Genomic DNA, 22,708 nt, shown 5'->3' on the forward strand with positions numbered 1-22,708 from the left:
ATGGATGCCAGGACGGATCGGACGCCGAGATGACGGTTTCGATGCGGGTGATGTCTGCGGGCGACGGCTTCAAGTACCTGCTGAAGTCGGTCGCCGCCGGTGACGGTGACCGGTCGTTGTCAACACCGTTGACCCGCTACTACACCGAGGCTGGCTGTCCGCCCGGCTTCTGGCTCGGCTCGGGTGTCCACGCCCTGGGCGACGGCCAGCTTCGCCCCGGTGACACGGTGACCGAGGAACAGCTTGAGCTGCTGTTGGGGATGGGCCGCGACCCACTCACCGGCGACGAGTTGGGCGAGCCCTACCGGCACTTCGCCGGGATCGCCGAGCGCATCCAGATCCGCATCGGCCGTCTCGACCGGAGCCTGACCGTGGACGAACGCGCCGCAGCGGTGACCGCGATCGAGGCCGAGGAGTCCGCTCGGCCGACCCGGCGAGCGGTGGCCGGGTATGACTACACGTTCTCGGTCCCCAAGTCGGTGTCGGCGTTGTGGGCGGTTGCAGACGGTGGGACACAGGCGCTGATCACCACAGCCCATCACGCGGCGATTGCGGAGGTGGTTGCGTTGCTGGAGCAGGAGGTTGCAGCGACCCGGATCGGCTCGCGTGGGCCTGATGGTGCGGTTGCACAGGTCGAGGTTGCCGGGGTGATCGCAACCGCCTATGACCACTACGACTCGCGTGCGGGTGACCCGCAACTCCACACGCATGTCGTGATCTCCAACAAGGTGCAGGGCGTTCACGATGGCAAGTGGCGCACGTTGGATGGCCGCCCGATGCACGCCGCCGTGGTGGCCCTATCGGAGCACTACAACGCCGTGCTGGCCGACCACCTCACCCGCAGTCTCGGGGTTGGCTGGGACCGGCGTAATCGAGGACGGGACCGCAACCCGGCATGGGAGATCACTGGCGTTCCCGATCCGTTGGTCGAGGCGTTCTCGTCGCGATCCCGTGCGATCGAGGTGGAGAAGGACCGACTCATCGCCGCCTACGTCGCCAAGCATGGCCGGGAGCCCTCGGCGATCACGGCGATCAAGCTGCGCGCTCAGGCCACGTTGGCGACCCGGCCGGATAAGACGATCCGATCGCTGGCCGACCTCACCGCCGACTGGCGGGAGCGCGCCAGTGTCGTGCTCGGTCAGGACGCGGCGACGTGGGCGACCCATCTGCTCACCAACGTCGAACGCCCGCCGGTGCTGCGGGCCGATGACCTCCCGCTGGACACTCTCGCCGAGGTCGGCCGGACGGTGGTGGAGGTGGTCGGGGAGAAGCGTTCGACCTGGCGGCGGTGGAACCTGCACGCCGAAGCGTCCCGCCAGATCATGGGCCTGCGCTTCGCCAGCACGATCGACCGGGAGGCGGTGCTGGGGTTGATCGTCGATGCCGCCGAGGGCGCGTCGTTGCGGCTCACCCCACCGGAGCTGACCACTTCACCGGTGGTGTTCCAACGGCCGGACGGGTCGAGCGTGTTCCGTCCCAAACACTCGACGGTGTTCTCCTCGACCGACCTGTTGGCAGCCGAGGACCGCCTGCTCGACCTCGCACGGACGAACGCTGGGCCGACCGTGGCGCTCAGGGTGATCGAGCGGGTTGCCCGGCGTGCCGATGATGCCGGCCGGGTCTTGGCTGACGATCAGGTCGCGGCGTTGACTGCCGTGGCGGTGTCGGGTCGCACGGTGGATGTGCTGGTCGGCCCAGCCGGGGCGGGCAAGACCACCGCCATGAACGCGCTGCGCCGGGCGTGGGAGACCGAGCACGGCGACAACTCGGTGATCGGGTTGGCACCCTCGGCTGCCGCGGCGCAGGTCCTCGCTGATGACCTCGGCATCGCGACGGAGAACACTGCCAAGTGGCTCCACGATCACACCACCCAGGGGTTGAGCTTCCGGGTGGGGCAGTTGGTGATCGTCGACGAAGCCTCCCTGGCTGGCACGCTCACCCTGGACCGCATCACCAGCCACGCCAACCAGGTCGGCGCCAAGGTGCTGCTTGTGGGCGACTGGGCACAGCTCACCGCGGTCGATGCCGGTGGGGCGTTCGGTCTGTTGATCCGCGACCGCGACGACGCCCCCGAGCTGGTCGACGTGCGACGGTTCCACCACGAGTGAGAACGCCACGCCTCGCTCGGTCTGCGCATCGGCGACACCACGGTGATCGACACCTACGAGGCCCGCGGGCGCATCCACGACGGCGACACCGACGCCATGCTCGATGCCGCCTACCAAGCCTGGCTCGATGACCTAGCCGCTGGTCGTTCCAGTGTGATGATCGCCGAGACCACCGAGACCGTGACCGCGCTCAACACCCGCGCCCGCCTGGACCGCATCATCGCCGGGCACGTCGCGCCGAGCGACGGGGTACGGCTGCACGACGGCACCGAGGCTTCGACCGGCGATCTGGTCATCACCCGTCGCAACGATCGCCGCCTGCTCGCCGGGCGTGGGTGGGTCAAGAACGGTGACCGCTGGCACGTCACAGCCACCCACGACGACGGCTCAGTTGACGTGCGCCGTGCCGGGCAACGTGGCCGGGCCTCGGTGCGGCTCCCGGCCCGGTATGTCACCGAGCACGTCGAGCTGGCCTACGCCGTCACCGCACACCGCGCCCAAGGCTCCACCGTGGACACCGCCCACGCCATCGTGGCGCCGTCGATGACCCGCGAGACCTTCTACGTCGCCATGACCCGCGGACGCCACGCCAACACCGCCTACGTCACCCTCGACCAATCCGACAGCGAAGACCATCACCAGCCGCCCGGTGAGGAGGAGACGACGGGCCGGTCGGTGCTGTACGGGGTACTCCACCACGTCGGTGCCGAACTGTCGGCCCACGAGACCATCGAGGCCGAGCACGACCGCTGGGCCGGGATCGCCCAGCTCGCCGCCGAGTACGAGACCATCGCCACCGAAGCCCAGCACGACCGCTGGCTCACGCTGCTCGAAGAGTCCGGCCTCACCATCGAGCAGGTGGACATGGCGGTCGGCTCCGAAGCGTTCGGAGCACTGACGGCCGAGCTGCGTCGCGCCGAGGTCAACGGCCACGTCCCCGACACGCTGCTGCCGCGGTTGGTCGCCGCCCGAGGCTTCGCCGATGCCGACGACATCGCGGCGGTGCTGCACTACCGGGTCGTCAACGCCACCGGCCAGCGCCGCACCGGCACCGCCCGCCGCCGACAGGCCCCGCGGCTGATTGCCGGGCTGATCCCGCTCGCCAGCGGCCCCATGAGCCAGGACATGCGCCGAGCACTCGACGAGCGTCAACGCCTCATCGAGCGGCGCGCCCGAGCCTTGGCCGAAATGGCAATCGCCGGTGACGAGGCGTGGACCCGCGACCTCGGCGAGCCGCCCCGCGACGAACGACGACAAGCAGTCTGGATGCGCCATGTTGCGACGGTGGCCGCCTATCGCGACCGCTACCACATCACCGCCGACACCCCGCTCGGCCCGCCACCGGAACACACGGTCCAGCGTGTCGATGCAGCCCGCGCCCGCGCGGCCCTGGCTGACGCGCAACGGTTCGGAGAAGCCGACCAGCTCGACCGCACTGCCCGTGCATCAACGGTTCGCCGAGATGGCCCCTCGATCTGACCGGCGCAGGCGGTGACGGCCCGGCTACCTGGTAACGGTCGGTGGGCTGGCAGCGGTAGCGGTGCGCTGACCGAACGCCGTAAGCGGCGCCGGTTGGGGGCGCGGCTGTGTGCTGCCGTTGAGGCCACTCGATGGCTCAGGCTCACCGGGTTGGTCGTCTTGGAGCTCGGCAAGCTGTTGGCTGACATTCACCAGTCGCGTCTCGGCGGCGCGCAGCGCTTCGGCGTGCCGAAAGGGTCCTCCGATCCGCTCGTCGGCGTCGCGGATGGTCCGTTCGGCATCGGCCAGGCGGCTCTTGGCCCGATCAAGGTAGGTCGGTATGCCCGAGGCACGGTTCTCGATCCGTTGGACGAGGCCGATCCCTCCGCTGGTGAGGGTGTCACGGTCGATGGTGAACCGGCTGCCCGGTACTCCGGCGAGCCGGATGCTGACCTCGCTCCGGCTGTAGCCGTGATGCGAGGTGAGTTCGATGTCGAAGCCGCTGACTTGTCCGATGACTTCGGGTTCGGGGCTCCGGTACTGGCCCGGCATCGTGGTGCGCAGCGCCCAGGCGGTCAGCGCCTGCGCTGCGTCGGCCCGGTTGGTGTAGGTGGCGTCGAACAGGCGGATGCGAAACCGTTCGCCGCTGGTGTCCACCAGCCGGGGCAGCGCCTGTTCGAGAGCGGCCATGTCGTTGCGGGCAGCGTCGGCGTCCTCAACAGCGCGGCGGCGGGTCGCAGTGAGCATGGCTTGGTTGCGCGAGTGCGCGCGCTCGAGGCGTTGCAGACGGCTGGCTTCGGCTTGCGCCGTGGAGTGCTCCAACAGCAGCGGGTTGCCTGACGAGATCGCCTTGGCCTCCGCCGCCGACAGAGCCGTGGCGTCGATCTCGTCGATCTCGCGAGTGTCGAGCCGCCCGCGCATCAACTGCGAGATGAACCGGGCCTTGCGCTCGACGCCCTGCCACATGTAGCTGTCGAAGGACCGCTCGGTGACCAGCCGGACGATAGCTACCTCGTCGTGCTGGTTGCCCTGCCGCAAGATGCGACCCTCGCGCTGGGCGATGTCGGAGGGCCGCCACGGACAGTCGAGGTGGTACAGCGCGATCGCCCGTGCTTGGACGTTGGTCCCCACTCCCATCTTCTCGGTCGAGCCGATCAGCACGGCGACGTGCCCGGCGCGCGCCGCGGCGAACAGGCGGGCCTTGTCGGCATCGGTGCGTGCCTGGTGGACGTAGCGGATCGACTCGGCGGGCATCCCGCGCTCGACCAGTTGCAGGTGCAGCTCGTCGTAGGCGTTCCACCGATCGGGGTTGGGAGTACCGATGTCGCTGAACACGAGCTGCAACGCGCCTGGGATCGGTGACGGCTCCCCAGTGAGCGGATCGAGGTACGTGTTGTCGCGGCTGGCTTCCCACACCCGGTAGATCGCGTCGGCGGCAACGTCCACCTTGGTCGGCCCCGACGGCTGATCGGGGATCACCATGCGGATGTCGAGCGCGGCCTTTCGGCCGTCGGTGCTGATCGCCAGCATGTTGTCCTCCTCGGGGGAGACCTGCTTGGCGGCCACCTTGTCGGCACGCTCCCCGAGGCCGTCGATGAAATCCTCCAGCTCGACGGTGGGCTGCACCACCACGGTCTGCGGCGCGCGCTGGCCGTCGTCTCGTTGGGCCAGGTCGGGCCGGGGGAGCTGGAGGTCCTCGCTGGTCTTCACGTCGGCGAAGATCGACCACATGCGCAGCATCTCGGGGACGTTGCGGAACTGCGCGAACCGGGTCTTCATCCGAAAGCCCGTCCCGGTCGGGGCCATCTCCATCTGCGTGACGGTCTTGCCGAACGTCGCCGCCCACGCATCGAACGCGCCGATACCGGCCGCTTCCAGCAGGTCGGGCCGCAAGTAGCGCTGCATCACGTACGCCTCGGTCACCGAGTTGGAGATCGGGGTCGCGGTAGCCCCCGTCGCGATGCGGTCCCGGCCGGTGGAGCGCAGGTACTCCAGCTTCATGTGCAGATCGGTCGCCCGCCCCGAACCTTCGATCGCGGCGTCTCTGATGTTGGAGTCCGTCGCCAGGTTCTTGTAGGTGTGCATCTCGTCGACGATCAGGTAGTCGATCCCCGTCGCCTCGAACGTCACCCCGGCATCCCTGGCCATGTCGGTGCGGTCCTTCAACTTGTTCTCCAGCTCCAGCAACCGCTTCTGGATGCGCTTGACGCTCATCCGGTCCTCGCCGTCGGCGCCGTGGAGCGCGTGGCGCACCTGATCGACCTGCCGCTCAATGTAGGCGACCTCTGTGGCCGGGTCGACCGGAATCTTGGCGAACGCCCCCTGCGTGAGCAGCACCGCATCCCACTCGTTCGCCGCGACCCGAGCGACGAACATGCGCCGCCGATCGGAGGTCAGGTCCTGGGAGCTGGCCGCCAGCAGCCGCGCCCGCGGGTAGACCTGCAACCAGTCCCTCGTGAACTGGTCCAACATGTGGTTCGGGACGACCACGACGGGCTTGGTGATGAGCCCGATCCGGCGCATCTCCATCGCACCCATAATCATCTCGGCCGTCTTGCCCGCGCCCACCTCGTGGAACAGCCCCGCCGCGGGCTCGGCGATCATGCGGGCCACCGCGGCGCGCTGATGGGGACGCGGCTCGAACGAAGCGGCCATGCCCGGCAACGACAGGTAGTCCCCAGCGCCGGTGTAGTCGCGCAGCACGATCGAGTTGAACCGCCGGTTGTATTCGGCGACCAGCCCGGCGGCCCGGTCGGGGTCCTCCCACACCCACTCGGCGAACCGCTCCTGCAAAGCGTCGGCCTTCTCTTGGGCGGCGGTCGTTTCCACCGGGTTGAGCACCCGCCGCTTGCGGCCCTCGGCGTCCTCGTACTCGTCGTAGACCAGCAAGGTTTTCTGCTCCATCACCGCCTGAGCGATGTCGGGTGCCGGGCGTCGAGTGGTGCCCCATTCGCTGGTTGAGCGGATGCCGTAGCGACCGCCACGGACCTCCCACATGCCCGGCAGCGGGTTCTCCACCCGCACGTCGGAGACCTCCAACAACTCCGTCAGGAACTGCTGGTGAATCTCGGCGCTGATCCACACCGCGCCGAGCTGGGCGGTGATCTCCTCGACCCCGAGATCGGCGGGCAACACCTCGCGGAGCGCGTCGACGTTGCGGTCGAACGACGGGTCGGCTTGGGCCTTGATCGTCGCTGCTTCGAGCTTGGCGCGCACGTCACCCGACAGGTACTCGGGTGCGTGGACCAACGCTCCGGTGTCGGGGTCGGTGAACACCAGCCCGCCGAGTGCCGCCGTCGCCTCCTCGGTCGGCATTCCCAGCAACCGGGCGATCAACTCGACGTCGATCCCGCCGGTCTGATCCAAGCTGACCGCCACCGCGTCGGCCGGTGTCTCGGCTCCCATCACCTCCGGTTTCGGGGCCACGACTCGCCGGGTCAGGATCGCCGCCGGGGTCGCCGTTTGGTCCTGGTCGTCGAAGTGCTCCAGCGCCAGTACGACCGGCCCGAACGGATCGCCCCGCAGGATGCGGATCGGGGTCGGCACGATCCGTGCGTAGGTGTCATCACCGGCGTCGTTCTGCCGACCGGTGCGGCGCAGCGTGTACCGACCGAGCGGGCCGTACCGGCCGATGTAGGACTCGTAGCGTTGCCGCAGCCGCTGTCGCGCCGCCTCAACCTCGTCGGTGTCCTCGACCGTCGCGGCTTCCAACCTCAGAAGCGTCGTCGCCGCGTCCCGCAACCCCAGCAGCGCCCGCAACTCCGCTCGCGTCGTTTTCGGCACCGACAGCGGCTCCAACCCGCCAGCGGCCACCACTCGGAACGTGCCATCGTCGCCAGCGACGATGCTCCCGTCCCACAGCTCCACTGGAGCGGGTGTCGCCGTCGTGGGGTGGTGATCGAATCATCAAGACGAGAGGGCCGGGCGGTCATGCTCAGGCCGCGGGCCCGTGCCGATGAGGTGATGTCGGCCAGCGCGCGCTCCAGGTTCTGCTCGAAGCGGTCGAGGTCGGCGTTGACCAGCAGGGTGTCTCGGCCGTGCATCCCGCGGCCGACTGCAAGCTCACCCAGCACATGATCGGGCCGTTCGGTGAAGTAGGCGTTCACCTTGATCGTGGTGCCGTCGAGTTCGACCGGCGTGACCGTCTCCCAGCTCTGCGGTGCGGGTGGCTGGTCGTCGTCGCGGCGGCGCAGCACCAGCAGATCGGTCACAGCTTCGGTTCCCGCTGTTCGCCGATGCGCTCCCGATGGCAGTCGCACCGCGCCCAACAGGTCAGCCATCTGCGCGATCTCGCGGCGCGCCGCGGGGTTCTGTGCGTCCAACGTGAAGTGCGAGGTCAGCACCGTCACCAGGCCACCGGGGCGGGTCAAGGCCAGCGACTTGAGGATGAAGTGGTTGTGCATCGAGTGCCGCCCGGCGTTGTGGGTCGGATCATGCAGCCGCACGTTGGCGAATGGCACGTTGCCGATCGCTGCGTCGAAGAAGCCACCCGGCAGCCTCGTGTCGGCGAACGACTCCACCCGAACCGTGGCGTGCGGATACAACGCCGCCGCGATCGAGGCCGTCACCTCGTCCAGCTCCACACCCACCATCTCCGCCGACGGCGGTGCCAGTCCGATGAACGTGCCCGACCCCGCGCCCGGCTCCAGCACCCGGCCACCCGCGAACCCCAACTGCTCCACGAGCCGCCACATGTGGCTGACGATCAGCGGGTCGGTGTAGTGGGCGTTGATCGTCGTGCGTTCGGCCTGTCGCCACTGCTCCGGCGTCATCAGGGCGCGCAGCTCGTCCCGCTCGGTCGCCCAGGTGTCCTTGGCTTCGTCGAACACATCTGGGATGGCGCCCCAGCTCGACCAGCCGGCCAACACCCGCTGCTCGTCGGGGTCCGCGAGCCGTTGTTCATCAGCGAGGCGACGGGCAAGTCGTATCGCGGCCACGTTCGCGGCGAACCGTGCTTTCGCACCCGACGGGGCGAGCGGTTCGTCCGATGGTGGGACGAAGCGGGGTGGCGCTACCGCAGCTCGCGCAGGAACCGCACGTTGGCCGCTTCCGCCGTCACCGTCTGGTTGTCCCGCAGGAACTGGTACGGGCTGTCCGCCGCCAGCAGTTCCTCCAGGAACTCCACCGGCACCGCCCAATCCTTGGCGAGCTGTTCCAACTCCACCGTCGCCGGTTCCGTCTCCGGGGCGTCCTGAATCCTCGCCGCCCAACCCGCCAGCCACTCGTCGCTGGTGCGGGTCTGCTCCCACTCCTCGCGCGCCTGATCCAGCGGCAGCTCGGGGCTGTTGATCCAGACCAGCTCTCGCAACACGATCTCCTCCGCTTGCATTCGAGCCATCCGAAGCCGCCCCAACGCCTCCAGATATGTCTCCTGCGGAGGGGCCGGTGTGGCCAGGCTCTGCGCCAAGTCTACGACTGTCGCCTGCACCTGGACCCCCAAGTCCGTGAAGAAGCCCACGCGATCCGTCATCACCCGGACTCGGCTCGGCGCGTGCTGCTCCCAATGCCGCATCGCCAGCACCCCGTAGCGGTTCATCGTCAACCTCCTCGCCCCACAAGTCCAAGGCCATCTGCCCGCCGACATCCGCCTCCACCCTCGACGGTCTCGATGGCGAAGCAGACGGAGCCGGGAGCGACGGTTGCGGATCGCTGGCCGGATCGTGGCCCCACAGGTCCAGCTCCCACAGTCCGTCACCGCCGTCGCGGCCGCGATCCCGAGCCGCCATCAGCGCTCACCACGCCACCAGCCACACCACGACGCCTTCGGCTTCATTGACATATCGAACTGACCCGGCATCGGTGTGGCCTCCTTCCTGGTCAGGTCCGCCCGGGCGAACCTCACCCCACAGGTGCACCACCCACCACCAGCCGTCGGCTCCGACCCCTTTTCGCTGTCCGTGCAGATCGCTACACTGAAAGGCAGCAGTCACTAACGCTGTCGCCGACTCGATCGGCGACACGACCCGCACGGGTCCTCTCAACGCTCGGCCTGCTGAAGCCACATGAGAGGAGTTTGCCCATGCTCACCCGACTGCTCTGGAACGCCAGTGTCAGCACCCGCGGCTACCTGCGCCGCTACATGCCCACCAACATCCTGCTCGACCGCATTCGCCAGCGCGACGGGCTCAAGTGGGGCATCCCCGCCATGCTGATCGGCGTCGGCTACTTCTACGCCGCTGCCATCTGCACCACGCTCATCGACCGCGGCGGTCCGGCCTGGCTCACCGTGCTGGTGATGCTGTTCATCTGGAACGGCCTCAAGTTCGCCTGGATGGGACCCGTCAGCCTCATCACCCTCATCCGCGTGCGCCGCTACGAGAAGCGGATCATCAGGCGAGCGCACGATGAGTACGAAACGATCAGTACCCTGCCAGCCGGTCAACTCTGAGACTGACCGCGAGCACTGCCGCGATTTACACCTACAGCGCCCTGCGCTGTCGCAGCGCTACTCATCCAACTGCTGCAATCTGACAGCCGCTCGATCGCCTGCGGAAGCGAGCCCGTCAACGATTCGGTGGTACTGACTCTGGGCTTCTCCGGTGATGGTGCCGGAGCTTCGAAGATCAATCATCCATTCCTCAAGAAGCCACAGATGGTTCGCGATCAGATCGAATCGATCGCCGATGATCGTTTCGATCCAGGTTAGGGCGACTGTTGTCTGCCATTGGATAGGGGTGCTCTTCGCGAACTTGATGACCGCGTCAACCGCCTTCGGTTCCCGTCCCGCTAGGTTGAGCCAGCGCTCCGCCAGTTCGCTGATGGCCTCGGGTTGGATCCAACTCTCACGGCAGCGGGCGAGCGTTCCGTCGATATCGGAATCCCACGACCTTGGGCTGGGAGTGGGAAGCAGAGCCGCCGCTAGGTAGTCGAACCAGTGGCGTTCTGAGCGCAGTTCCGTGCCGTCACCGATGGCGTCGAGGGCGACTTCCAGCGCCCATGGCCAGAAATCGACCAGGGAGCGTCGAAGCTCTTCGTCATAGGTGAAGACGGTCGCGAATCCATCGAAGAGGAGGTGCAGGGCGTTTGAGTTCGTAGAAAACGCCTCGATGTGCGCCTTGACGGGATCGCGGTCGCCATCCAGGGTGATCTCGACCATCCGCCGGGCGATCGGCTCGTGGGTGAGATGTGCATGGTGGTCGTACCCTTCCTTCCACCAATGGGCGAGGCCTCTCCGATGGGCGTTCCACAGCGGTGCCCAGAGGTCGCTGACGGCGCTCTGAAGACACGCGACTCGTCGGGCATCAACCATGCACGCCAACGGCATATGTAGTCGATTGACCAGTAGCTCGTCGTCGGCGGCAGCAGGAAGCGACCCATGAAACGGCCAGGGCAGTGGATCGTGCTCTCGCTGCTGTGTCTCTTGACTCCAGGGGCCCAGCCGGCAGTCGGTGAGGCCGGATACGGCAGCGATCCACGCAGGTCGGTGTCGAAGACAATGGCCGGTGCCCTCGTCGAAGTCGCATGCTGCTACCCACACCGGCTCGCAGCCCTTGGCGTAGTTCGCGCGCACCTCGTCAAAGAGACTCGTCGCGAGAGAGCGGAGGCAGTCCTCGACCCGTGCCCGGTCGAGGTTCGGGTTGTCGAATGGCCGGAGAAGGAGCAGCGGTACGGACGCCGCCGCGGCCCGGTCGGCACCCATCGGGAACATGGAGCCGTGGTAACTCATCTCGTCGAGCTGGGGATTCTCTGCTACGAGCAGGAGAGTTTCGACGGCCCAGGTCAGGTGGGACTCATCGACGGTGGCGAGTTCCATGGCGTGTGCTCGCACCGCCGCGGCAGCGACTGCCACGATGGCGGTCTCTGGCCCGAACATGCCTCCTAGGGCGCTGTTGCCCTCCTGGATGCGGCGAGCGGTCGCAAGGTCTTCATCGAGGTTCTGTACCGGCCACTTCTCCGGGTCATCGTTGTGGTGTCCGTAGCGGTTCTGGAGGCCGTACAGCGTGTTCGTTGTCTGGAGTTCAGCATTGCGAGGCGCGAGTACCTGCTCGATATGCTCGGGTCGCTCAAACTGGATGACTACTTGGTCGTCACTGCGGGTGGCCCGGTAGTTCTCGATCCGAAACTCCGCTGCCCAGCTCTCGATCATCGCCAGATAGTCCCTGTCAGGTTCTGAGTTCGGCAGCTCGGCGTGTGCAGCCTCGACGAGTTCGGCGCCGACGGCATCGAGTTTCGCGAGACGCTCCTCGTCACCGGCCAGTCGAGCATTGACGACCATTGCGCCCACCGTTTCGTGGAACGTCTGCCTCCGCCGGTCGGCCCCGGTCAACTTGTCGGCACCGGCGTCCCGCGCGCGGAATCCATAGTCACTGGTGGCGCGGGCAGTTTCTAGATGCCAGATGGCTGGCGTGGCGAGGAAGGGGTCGAGGAGATCGCCCGTGGCATCGGGGTGTCGGGTTAAGAAGCCGACCAGGAGTCCGGGTACTGCCAGGTTGTGGCAGTCGCGAAGAAGGAGGTCGACGATTGCCAGCGCTGGGATGTGCAGGTTCTCGAAGAGGTGGTCGATGAAGCGCTCAAGTGCGAGGAGCGCGCTCATGCAGGCGTACGGGCCGACGCTCGTTCCGCGATACCACGCCCAAACGTGGCCATCGCCGACGTAGAGGCGTGGACCGATCCCGGGCAGATCGAGGTGGACGCCTTCAAGGTCTTGGGGCTCGCCGTCGTGGTCTCTGTACGTTGATAGCTTCCTGACACGGAATCCCGCCGCGTGGTCAAGCATCCGGTTGATGAAGCCGATTGCTTCGGCCGGGATCGTGTTGAGCAGGCGGAAGAACGGGCCGTAGTACCAGGCAGCCTGTGGAATTCCATACCCGGGGCCGAGCCCATGTTGGAAGTCTCGAATTCCATCATCGAGAGCATGGTGGCCGCGGCCCCAGCGATCGTCGGGGTCGGGCAGTTCGATGTAGTACGCCTCCGCGAGATCAAGCAGCAGCCTCTGGCGAGCCTGCGACATGCTTACGGCAACCACGAACGACTCGACGGCGGAATTGAGATTCCCTGGTCGCTTCGCGGCGACCTCACGTAGCCACGCCTCCGCTCGATCGTCAATATCTGGCCCCAAGGTGGCAAGCGCCTCGACCGCGAAGTCGTCGTAGAGCGGCGGGTCAGCGTTGAGGATGACGTCACGGACTTCTTGGCGGAGACGATCTGGTTGTAGGCGGGCCGTCGCCATTCCGCGCAGCCACGCCAGAACGATTTCTTGGATGACTTCATGAAGGGTTCGACGGCCGAACCGTGGACCATTCTCTATGCCGGGTTGCTCACAGAAGATGACCTTCACGAGTGGCGCCAGCGCGAAGGCGTCCCCGATTGTGCCGTTGACGTATCGCGCATCGGCAAGACGAAGCATGGTCGCGAGGGGCGCACCGTTGTCCGCGATCAGTATCCCCCACAGTTCGCGGATCGTTGACTCGGCGTCTCCGAGCGTCAGGAGGGCCTCGTAGGGAACCTCTAGCCACCTATCGCCGTATGTACTGGCGATCTCGCGGAATTGCGTCGAAAGGTTCACCCAGGAACTCGAGCGGTCCTCGTCGAGAAGCGCGGTTTGACAGCCGAGCCGCGCTGCTCGGATCGACCAGCGCGGAGCCCCGGCCGAAGTGAGAGGCTCCCACCCATGCGTGATGAAGAGGCGACAGATCGCGAGGTCGCGGAACAGGTCCGTTGCGAACTCATCGCCGGGAGTCAAGGCAGGGTTGTTCGGTAGTCGAAGGACGCCGTCGTTCCGCAGTTCAGCGACCGCCGTTCCGTGAGGTGCGTCGATGGCGATGCCAAGGGTCCGCTTGGCCACACTCAGGACAGCCTGTTCACGGTCATCCGGGGAGGCAGCGCCGGGAGCACGGATCTCGTCGCCACGAATCAGGCTCCGCCACACCGCAGTGAACACGTCTGCTTCGCACAGGAAGTTGGCTGGATCGACGGCTTCGCCGGTGCGCAACAGTGCATCAACCAGGCCGGGTCGACCAAGCAGCCAACTTGCCCGCTGGTCACCGCCCAGGCGAGCGAGAGTTGTGAACGTGGCCGGGAGGGCTTCGCGCTCGCTAAGGGTCAATGGCTCCACGACGTGCTCGGTTGGAGCGACGCCAGGTCCAGTGATTTCACAAGAGCGCGCCAGCTCGTCTCGGACTTGGCGTGAGCCGTCGGTCCGTGTCACGGCAACGACGCCGAAGCCAGCCCTGAGTGCAGCAGCAGTGACCGTTCGGAATACCTGACCCTTGCCTTCGAGAACCGACTCCGCGCCATCGACTAGCAGGAGTCGGACAGGTCGCACTTCTCCAGCTGCAATGACATCATCGATAGCGAGCCCGCCCAACTGGTTCTCAAGCACCGTCACGTCGTGAGGGAGATCGCGCAAACTGAGGCTGGCGACGGCCGCCCCGTCCCCTTGTAGCGCCTCGACGACGCGCAGAGACAGGGCGGACTTCCCGACATCAGGATCGCCGGTGATCACAAGAGCACCACCGGATGTACCCACCGACCGCATAGCCGCAACGAGCTTGGATCTTTCCTCGGCGCGCTCCAACTCCAGCGATTGAGAGCCCGATCGCAAGGCCGGGCGAATCGAATCACGTAGTCGTACCCCGAGTCGATCGAGCACCTCCCACGCAGTGCTGAACCTGGCGGACCTCGACAGCGGGTAGTTACTCAGAGCCCGTCGGACAACAGACTGAGTCAGCACTGCGCCCTGCGGCGCCCATGCACCCACAAGCTCCTCGATACGCGAGAAGAGCGCATCTGCCGCTGCGGGCGTGCCGTCTTGGAGCAGGCGTTGCAGGGTGTTGACCGCGGCAGTTCGATCTGCCCGGTCGGTCCTCTCCAGACGCAAGCTTCGAGTGCTGAGACTGGAGAGGAGCCGCCAAGTCAGCTCGTCCGTGCTCAGCCCACTGGCTGAAGTAAGCCCATCCGATGCCTGCTTCACAAGCTCCTTGATGTGGCCGTACCTGTCACGCACCCTTTTGTTGATTCTTCCTGGCTGCGCCACGCGATTCGCCAGTTCGTCTCCGCTCGGAAGCGTGCGAGCAAGCTCAGCGAGTTCGGCAAGCTGGGCTATCGCGTTGGCGTTTGTAGAGACTGCGAGGACGAGTCGCCAACGCCCCGACGAGACCTGGGGCCAGTGGTCGGTGACGACCACCAGGAAGTCTCGAATCAGGGGAACCGACGTGGCGTCGCTCGGAATGAGAGCAGGGCTCCTGCGGACAGCAATCGATGAACGATGTATCTCTCCGTGAGAGTCGCGACCCTCGATCAGGATGTCATCGGCTTCGCTCACGTCGCTCGCCTGAAGACGAATCGAGTCCACCGACAAGGCGTCGCCAAGCTCCGACAAGGCTTCGCCTGCGAGGAACCCAGCAACCAGACAGGCTGCATAGGAATGCTCCAGGCGGACACCGCCGCCGCCCGTCGAGTACGAGCTGGAGCCGGTCGAAGGTTCTGTTGAGGCTGGCGTGATCTCTTCCAACCATGCGCTGATCGAAGGGTTCGAGACCGTCAACTGCCACAGGGTTGCTCTTCCCGACCTCTCTGAGGTGGCAAATCCGGCTTCCGACAAGGTGGCCAGGGCATCGTTCGCTGTGGTGGGAGACACGCCGAGGGCGGTCGCGACCTTGCGACCGGAGAGCGGGGTGGTGCTCTCGGCGAGCACGTTCAGAGCGCCGTACTCAGTCTCGCTGAGTGTCGCTCGAAGGGTCTCGGCCGCAGTTGCCATGGTCTCATCGTAGCAGTCTATGTCCAGAATTACTGGACATTGCCTCCCTGCGGGTCGCCCTCGCCGCGCTTGCTGCCCGGTTCTTGGCGTCTCGAAGCCATAACCATCTCGGTCCGGCGCCCTGGACGGCGGATCGTCCCGCCGGCGTCGAGAACCGCCCGGCGCGCGGTGTCCTGACCCACGTCGAAGAGCGCCCCGATCTCGGCCAGCGTGAACCCCTGGTCATAGAGCGCACCGATCTCGGCGATCTGCGCCGCGCTCAGCTTGCCCCGACGCACCGGGATCGACCGGCGACGGAGGTGAATCGCCACCGTGGTGCGGTGCACACGGAAGTGCTCGGCGACCTCCCGCATGGTCTTCCCGTGGAGGTACATCGTCACCAACTCATCGACCTGGGAGGCGTCGAGAAAAGTTTGAGCCATCCCAATCGAGCGGACCACAGGCCCCCGCGAGTCCCGAATCCGGGGTTCGGCCGGGCGGCGGCAGTGTCGGTAGACCCCACGAGACAGCCGCCTGGCCAGGGTTTTCGCTTGCGGGGAGAAGTTTGAGAACTCTCTACTCAGGTCCACCGAGAACAGAGAACCCCGCCTCAGGCGGGGTTCTCTTCGTCTCTGCCCTCAGATGTCGTCGGCGGTGTAGCCAGGGAAGAAGTCCTCCTTCAGCTGGGGGTCTGGAAGCCCGGCCTTGCGGAGCGCCTCGCCGAGCGTCTCCACCATCGGCTCAGGTCCGGATACATACACCAGGCACCCCATCAGGTCGGGGACCAGACGGGTCAACACCTCGACGGTGAGCGGCTCGCCCACCACCCGGTGCAGCGTCAACGAGTGGTCCGCCTCCTCCCAGCCGCTCAGCTCGTCCCCGAACGCCACGTCGTCGGATCCGCTCCCGTAGATGAGCGTGACCTCGAGGGCTTCCCCCTCATGGATGCGTTGCTTGAGGATGCTGTGGAAGGGCGTCACGCCGATGCCTCCGGCCACGAAGACCACAGGCACGTCGGTCTCCTCCCAGGTGAAGTCGCCCTCCGGATCCTGCTTGAGTGCGATCCGGTCTCCGGGCTCCAACCGCGACAACGCCTGCTTGAAGGTGGTGCCCGTGACGCGCGTGGTGATCTGCATGACGCCCTCGTAGGGCGCGGCCGCGTTGGTGAACCAACGCTCAATGCCCTCATCGTCCGGGTCGTCGTGGGGGATCTCCACCTGGACGTACTGCCCGGCCTCCCAGACCAAGGGCTCGTCACTCCGGAAGCGGAAGGTCCAGATGTCTGCGGTCTCGTGGGCCTTCTCGATGAGCGTCAGGGACATGAGCTTCTCCTTCGAAGAGTTCGTCCCGCCCGACGCTACCCCGCGCCCGCCCGGCGCGCGCCGGTTAGCATGTGGCTACCTGCCGCGAGCTGAGGAGAGCCACGTGAAAGCGTCCCTGCGCCCAGGCGTGTCACACACGATGCGCTATCTGGTCCCCGAGAACCGGACGGTTCCGCACCTGCTGCCCGAGTCCGCGGACTTCGCCGCCATGCCGGAGGTGCTGGCCACCGGCTACATGGTTGGCATCATCGAATGGGCCTGCATGGAGGCCCTCCACAGCCATCTCGATGACGGCGAGATCACGCTCGGCACGCATGTCGACCTGTCCCACCAGGCCCCCACCGTGCCCGGTTCGACGGTGGTGATCGACGTCACCGTGACCCGGGTGGATGGCCGCCAGGTCGCCTTCGACGTGCGGGCTCACGATGAGCACGCCGTGATCAGCGCGGGGACCCACGGCCGTGTGGTGGTGAACCGCGAGCGGTTCGTGTCGCGGCTCCCGCACCCGCGTCCCTGACCCGGCAACGCCGAAGGGGGTGGGTCCTTTCGGACCCACCCCCTTCATTCGTCAGATCAGGATCAGCCCTCGAGGAGAGCCAGACGATCGGGATCGTTGGCGAAGACCTCGGCGGCGTTGGCCTTGGTCACCACGACGGGGTCGAGCTGGTAGATGTTGACGTCCACCTTGCCGTTGTTGGCGGTGTCCTCGGTGGCGGGGAGGCCCTCGCCCGCCTGGAGCAGCTGGATCAGCTCGACGGTCTTGGCGACGAGCGCATCCGTGGGCTTGGCGACAGTGGAGTACTGCTCACCGGCGGCGATCGAGATGATCGACTCGTTCTCGGCGTCAAGGCCGGTGACGATCGGCAGGTCCATGCCGGCCTGCTTCACCGAGGTGAGGATGGCGCGGGCGATGCCGTCGTTGGGGGAGAGCACGCCGTCGACCGTCTTGTCGGAGTAGTTGCCCGAGAGCAGCGAGTCCATGCGGGCCTGCGCCTTGGCGTTGTCCCAGTCGGGGGTGGCCACCTGGGTGAACTCCTGCTGGCCGGAGACGACCACGAGGGTGCCGTCATCGATCTTCGGCTGCAGGACGCTCATGGCGCCGGTGAAGAAGTTCGGGGCGTTGGGGTCAGCCGGGCCGCCGCCGAACAGCTCGATGTTGTAGGGGCCGGGGCCCGTCGCCTCGAGACCCTCGAGGAGGGACTCGCCCTGCAGCTCGCCGGTCCGGATGGAACCGAACTGGACGACGCCGTCGATGGCGGTTGTGTTCTCGATGAGGCGGTCGTAGCCGATCACCTCGATGCCGGCGTCGGCCGCCTTCTCGAGCACGGAGCCGAGCTGGGTACCGTCGACGGGGCCGACGACGATGACCTCGGCGCCCTGCTCGATCATGGCCTCGATCTGCTGCTGCTGCTGGGGCACCTTGTTGTCAGCGGCCTGGATCAGGGCGGTGAACCCGGCGGCCTCAAGCTGCTCGGCGAACATGACCTCGGCCTCCTTCCAGTTCTGGGTACCGAGCCACGGCAGCGCGATGCCGATGGTGGCATCGGCGGCGAAGCCCTCGCCGCCGGCGCTGGCCGAGGTGGAGGCCTGTCCGGAGGTGGTGGGGTCGGTGGTGCCCTCGCGTCCGCCGCCGCAGGCGGTCAACGCCAGGGAGGTGACGAGGAGGCTGGTGAGGATGCCTGCTGCCTTCAACTTCATGGGTGTTTCCTTTCGGAAGATCCCGACCGGCCGATCCGGTTCGGGGGTGGGCATCGATGCCCGGTCACGTACGCGATTGGGCGCACTGGGGAGGAGAGGCGCCGCTGGAGCGCCGCTCGCGGGGTCTGGGGGTGGATTACTTGGTCTGGGTCGTCGGCATGGTGTCGGCGGCATCCACGGCGGTGCCGGTCTCCACCGGCACGGCCGGCTCGGAGGTGGACGCCGGCTCGCTGCGGAAGTTCCGCATCAGGGTGCCGATCAGGGACGGGCGTCCCTGCTGCTTGTTGTAGACATCGAAGGCGACGGCGGCCAGGAGCACGAGGCCCTTGATCACCTGCGTCTGGTCTGCGCCCACGCCCATCAGCATGAGGCCGCTGTTGAGGACCGCCATCACCAGGCCACCGATCATCGAACCGACGACGGTGCCGATGCCGCCGGAGACCGCGGCCCCACCGATGAAGACGGCTGCGATGGCGTCGAGCTCCCACATGGTGCCGTCGGAGGGGCCGGCGGCGGTGGCGCGGCCCACGAACAGGATGCCGGCGATGGCCGCGAGGAAGCTCATGTTGAGCATGACGAGGAAGTAGGTCTTGGCGGTGTTGACGCCCGAGAGCGCGGCTGCGGCCTTGTTGCCGCCGACGGCGTAGATGTGGCGGCCGAAGCGGGTGCGCTGGGTGAGCACGTGGTAGATGATCACCAGGATCACCAGGATCACGCCGGGGATCGGGAACGAGGTGCCGGGGCGGCCGCTGCCGAACAGCCAGGTGACGTAGCCGATGACGGTGACGATCAGGGCGATCCGCACGACGGTGGCCCACATGGGAGCCTCAACCCCGCGCTCGAGGGCGTGGGCCCTGCGCTTGAACTCGCTCCAGATGAACCACGCTGCCGCGAGGATGCCGAGCAGCAGCGTCGAGTTGTTGAGCCCTGTGAAGGACGGACCCCACTCGGGCAGGTAACCGGCGCCGAAGAACCGGTACTCCTCGGGCACGGGAACCGAGATGGACTGCGACATCCAGATCACCAGGCCGCGGAAGATCATCATGCCCGCCAGGGTGGTGATGAAGCCCGGGATGCCCACCTTCGCCAGCCAGAAGCCGTGCCAGGCACCGATCAGGATTCCGGCCAGCAGCCCGGCGAGGATACCGGCCCACCAGGGGAAGCCGTACGTGGCTGTGGTCAGGGCGGTCGTCATGCCGACGAATCCGGCCACTGAGCCCACCGAGAGGTCGATCTGGCCGATGACGATGACCATCACCATGCCGATGGCCAGGATCAGCACGTAGGCGTTGCCTGAGATGAGGTTCTGGAAGTTGGACGAGGTGAGCATCCGGCCACCGGAGACCACGTCGAAGACGACGGCCAGGAGCACCAGCGCCAGTGCCATCGTGTACTGCTGGAGGTTTCCTCCGAGGACTTGCTTGAGAGCCTTCATGATTGTGTGTTCCCCGTTCAGGTCAGGCCGGCAACGCCGCGGCCGAGGTGCTGGTGGTGGTCATTCGTCGCATCAGCGTTTCCTGGTCGGCGTCCGATGCCGCCAGGTCGCCGGTGATCCGGCCCTCGCAGATGGTGTAGATGCGGTCACAGATGCCGAGCAGTTCCGGCAGCTCAGAGGAGATCACCACAACGCCCTTGCCCGAATCGGCGAGTGCATGGATGAGCTTGTAGATCTCGTACTTGGCGCCGACGTCGATGCCGCGCGTGGGCTCGTCGAGGATCAGCAGCTTCGGATCGGGGTACATCCACTTGGCGAGCACGACCTTCTGCTGGTTGCCGCCGGAAAGGGTGGCCACGCCGACGTCCACGCTGGGCGCCTTGATGCGCAGGTCCTTCCGGTACTTCTCGGCGACGGCGGACTCCTTGCGCGGGTTGAGCAGGAACCGCGTCACGATGTCCTTGAGGTTGGCCGACACGATCGTGGACTTGATGTCGTCGATGAGGTTCAAGCCCAACGTCTTGCGGTCCTCGGTCACGTAGGCGATGCCCTGCTCGATGGCCCGCGCGACGGTGTGGGTCTCGATCCGCTGCCCGGCCAGGTGCATCTCGCCGGAGAGCCACCGGCCGTAGGAGCGCCCGAAGATGGAGCGGGCGAGCTCGGTGCGTCCAGCGCCCATCAGCCCCGCGAATCCCACCACCTCGCCGGCGCGGACGGTGAACGCCGCATCCTTGCTGACCAGGCGCCCGGGGATGGACGGGTGTTCGACGTTCCAGCCGGAGACCTCGAACAGCACATCCCCGACGTGCGGGGTGCGCGCGGGATAGCGGTTTTCGATGGATCGGCCCACCATGGCGCGGATGATGCGGTCCTCGTCGACCTCCCCGGCCACGACGTCGTAGGTTTCAACCGTGCGGCCGTCGCGGATGACGGTCACCGCGTCGGAGACCGCGGCGATCTCGTTGAGCTTGTGGGAGATCATGATCTGGGTGATGCCCTTGGCCTTCAGGCCACGCATCAGGTCCAGCAGGTTGCGGGAGTCGTCCTCGTTGAGGGCGGAGGTGGGCTCGTCGAGGATGAGCAGCTTGACGTTCTTGGCCAGGGCCTTGGCGATCTCGATCAGCTGCTGCTGGCCCACGCCGAGTGTCTTGATCGGGGTGTCGGGGTCGATTTCCAGGCCGACGCGGGCCAGCAGGTCAAGCGCCTTGAGCCGGGCGGCCTGCCAGTCGATCAGCATCCCGGAGACCACTTCGGAGCCGAGGAAGAGGTTCTCCGTCACCGACAGCTCTGGGATGAGAGCCAGTTCCTGGTGGATGATGACGATGCCGCGCTCCTCGGAGGCCTTGATGCCGCCGAAACGCACCACCTCGCCCTCAAACTCGATGTCGCCGTCGTAGGTGCCGTGGGGGTAGACGCCCGAGAGCACCTTCATGAGGGTGGACTTGCCCGCCCCGTTCTCCCCGCAGATGGCGTGAATGTCGCCGCGGCGCACATTCATGGTGACGCCGTCGAGGGCCTTGACCCCTGGGAACTCCTTGGTGATGCTGCGCATCGCAAGTATCACGTGACCGTCAACCATGCGTATCCGTGTCTCCTTCGACTCCGGCCTGTGACCATTCGCTGCCACCGTGCCCCGATGGATAGAACGTACGACCGCAGGACCCTTGGCGTCAACTCTTAAAGTCAAGCGTTATCAAAATGTTATCTTGCAATCGATACCACCGGGTGTGACTAGGCCCTTTCGTGGAACCGGGCGTCTCCGTGGCGCTGGGCAGCTTGGGTTTGGGAACAAAACGTAAGGGCGACACCATTCGGGGTACTGCGGTAGCCTTCAAGCGTGAACAGGGTTGTCGGCGCGCCGGGCTCACAGCCTTCGCTGCGCGAGGCCAACAGCGCGCGCATCGTTGAAGCAGTGAAGGCGTACGGGCGCATCACGCAGGTGGAACTGGCCAGCGCCACCGGGTTGTCCGCTGCCACCGTGTCCAACATCGTCAAGCAGCTGCTCGAGCAGGGCGTGGTGGAGACCAGCGCCACCACACGCTCCGGTCGCCGGGCCCAGCTGGTCTCGCTCAGGCCCTCGTCCGCCCTGGCCGTGGGCATGCACATCGGCCGGAGGTCCCTGGATCTCGTCCTCGCGGACGCCACACTGGAGGTGGTCGCCTCGACGAGGATGCCCCTGCCGGCAGATCACCGGTCAGACACCACCCTGGACAGGGCGGCGCTGCTGGTGGCCGACCTCGCGGACCAGGTGGGGGCGGACATGGAGCAGATCGGGGGAGTGGGCCTGGCGCTGCCCTCCAGCGTGGGTCGCGGTGGCCGCACCGGCGCGTTCCAGCTGCCCGGCTGGGAGGAGCTCGACGTCGACGAGCTGTCCGCCAGGATCCAGCGCAGGGTGCTGGTGGTCAAGGAGGCCGACGCCGGGGCGTTGGCGGAATCGCGGCTCGGCGCCCTGCGCGGCGTCGAGGGCGCTCTCTATGTGCACGCCTCGCACACCACCGAGTCAAGCTTGGTCCTGCGCGGAGTGGTGCATGGTGGATTCAGAGCTGGCGCCGGCGCACTCGGGCATGTACGGGTGGATGCGGCCGGCCAGATCTGCCGCTGCGGAGCGCGGGGCTGCCTCAACACCGTCGTGTCCGGGGAGGCGCTGGCAGAGCTGGTGCGGCTCAGCCATGGACCCATGGATCTGCGCTCCATCGTCAAGGCGGCGCGCGACGGTGACCCGGGCTGTCGCCAGGTGGTCGCGGACGCCGGAAGCGTCATCGGAACGGCGCTCGCGGACCTCGCCACCGTCGTCGCGCCGGAACGGATCACCTGGGGCGGCGAGTTGGCGACGGTGGGGGAGGCCTTCGTCGGACCGCTGCGCGACGCGATGCGGAGCCGCCCGTTGCTGCCGCCCGTCGAGGAGCTCCTGGCGGAGCCTGCGTTCCCCGTCGACGGGTGCGCCCGGGGTGCGCTGGTGGCCATTCACGATCTGATCAACGCCGCGCCGGCCGGATCGGTGGAAGGATGA

The 22,708-nt window shown here is 66.8% G+C and carries 14 protein-coding genes; 5 read left to right on the forward strand and 9 right to left on the reverse strand.

Translation table 11 applies throughout. The features are described from left to right. Positions 1–29 precede the first annotated feature (29 nt). Both mobF and H5398_RS16835 read left to right on the forward strand, forming a co-directional pair. Positions 30–2,108 (forward strand): MobF family relaxase, encoded by a 2,079-nt coding sequence (mobF, locus tag H5398_RS16830; protein ID WP_220489247.1) that lies wholly within the window; start codon positions 30–32, stop codon positions 2,106–2,108. A 42-nt stretch (positions 2,109–2,150) separates the two neighbouring features. Continuing rightward, complete coding sequence (locus H5398_RS16835; RefSeq protein WP_220489248.1) at positions 2,151–3,587, forward strand: TrwC relaxase; 1,437 nt, start codon at positions 2,151–2,153, stop codon at positions 3,585–3,587. A 24-nt stretch (positions 3,588–3,611) separates the two neighbouring features. Here the strand turns inward: H5398_RS16835 and H5398_RS07835 are convergent, their stop codons facing one another. The 3 genes from H5398_RS07835 to H5398_RS07845 all read right to left on the reverse strand — a co-directional run bounded on the left by H5398_RS07835 (position 3,612) and on the right by H5398_RS07845 (position 9,102). Further along, positions 3,612–7,349 carry a helicase-related protein gene (locus H5398_RS07835; RefSeq protein ID WP_182799636.1) on the reverse strand — a complete coding sequence of 1,246 codons (3,738 nt, stop codon included), beginning with the start codon at positions 7,347–7,349 and terminating at the stop codon, positions 3,612–3,614. After that, positions 7,280–8,503, reverse strand: a complete 1,224-nt coding sequence (locus tag H5398_RS07840) for a hypothetical protein (protein WP_182799637.1) — start codon at positions 8,501–8,503, stop codon at positions 7,280–7,282. Before H5398_RS07840 ends, H5398_RS07835 begins: the two co-directional genes overlap by 70 nt. 74 nt (positions 8,504–8,577) lie before the next feature. After that, positions 8,578–9,102 carry a hypothetical protein gene (locus H5398_RS07845; RefSeq protein ID WP_182799638.1) on the reverse strand — a complete coding sequence of 175 codons (525 nt, stop codon included), beginning with the start codon at positions 9,100–9,102 and terminating at the stop codon, positions 8,578–8,580. Between the two features lie 483 nt (positions 9,103–9,585). On the opposite strand from H5398_RS07845, the gene H5398_RS07850 reads away from it, so the two are divergent. Then, entirely contained in the window at positions 9,586–9,954 is a 369-nt protein-coding gene (locus H5398_RS07850) for a sulfate permease (RefSeq protein ID WP_182799639.1), read from the forward strand. 57 nt (positions 9,955–10,011) lie between these two features. Here the strand turns inward: H5398_RS07850 and H5398_RS07855 are convergent, their stop codons facing one another. From H5398_RS07855 to H5398_RS07865, 3 genes are all read right to left on the reverse strand, one after another. Continuing rightward, complete coding sequence (locus H5398_RS07855; RefSeq protein WP_182799640.1) at positions 10,012–15,264, reverse strand: winged helix-turn-helix domain-containing protein; 5,253 nt, start codon at positions 15,262–15,264, stop codon at positions 10,012–10,014. A 29-nt stretch (positions 15,265–15,293) separates the two neighbouring features. Then, the gene (locus H5398_RS07860; protein ID WP_182799641.1) at positions 15,294–15,686 is read right to left on the reverse strand and encodes a hypothetical protein; all 393 of its coding nucleotides are present in this window, start codon (positions 15,684–15,686) and stop codon (positions 15,294–15,296) included. 195 nt (positions 15,687–15,881) lie between these two features. Continuing rightward, positions 15,882–16,565 carry a ferredoxin--NADP reductase gene (locus H5398_RS07865; RefSeq protein WP_182799642.1) on the reverse strand — a complete coding sequence of 228 codons (684 nt, stop codon included), beginning with the start codon at positions 16,563–16,565 and terminating at the stop codon, positions 15,882–15,884. Positions 16,566–16,668: 103 nt separating this feature from the next. Here H5398_RS07865 and H5398_RS07870 point away from each other — a divergent pair, with 103 nt between their 5' ends. Beyond that, positions 16,669–17,082, forward strand: a complete 414-nt coding sequence (locus tag H5398_RS07870) for a thioesterase family protein (RefSeq protein WP_182799643.1) — start codon at positions 16,669–16,671, stop codon at positions 17,080–17,082. Between the two features lie 62 nt (positions 17,083–17,144). Here H5398_RS07870 and H5398_RS07875 read toward each other — a convergent pair whose 3' ends face one another. The 3 genes from H5398_RS07875 to mmsA all read right to left on the reverse strand — a co-directional run bounded on the left by H5398_RS07875 (position 17,145) and on the right by mmsA (position 21,277). Then, on the reverse strand, positions 17,145–18,263 hold the full coding sequence (locus H5398_RS07875; RefSeq protein WP_182799644.1) for a sugar-binding protein: 1,119 nt from the start codon (positions 18,261–18,263) through the stop codon (positions 17,145–17,147). 136 nt (positions 18,264–18,399) lie between these two features. Then, a complete protein-coding gene (locus tag H5398_RS07880) occupies positions 18,400–19,698 on the reverse strand; it encodes a sugar ABC transporter permease (RefSeq protein WP_182782971.1) in 1,299 nt (432 codons plus the stop codon). A 22-nt stretch (positions 19,699–19,720) separates the two neighbouring features. Continuing rightward, positions 19,721–21,277 carry a multiple monosaccharide ABC transporter ATP-binding protein gene (gene mmsA, locus H5398_RS07885; RefSeq protein WP_182782970.1) on the reverse strand — a complete coding sequence of 519 codons (1,557 nt, stop codon included), beginning with the start codon at positions 21,275–21,277 and terminating at the stop codon, positions 19,721–19,723. Between the two features lie 258 nt (positions 21,278–21,535). Between mmsA and H5398_RS07890 the strand changes: the two genes are divergently transcribed. Beyond that, positions 21,536–22,708 carry an ROK family transcriptional regulator gene (locus H5398_RS07890; protein ID WP_182799645.1) on the forward strand — a complete coding sequence of 391 codons (1,173 nt, stop codon included), beginning with the start codon at positions 21,536–21,538 and terminating at the stop codon, positions 22,706–22,708.

Origin of the sequence: Tessaracoccus sp. MC1679, assembly GCF_014164775.1 — a bacterium.
Taxonomy (GTDB): domain Bacteria; phylum Actinomycetota; class Actinomycetes; order Propionibacteriales; family Propionibacteriaceae; genus Arachnia.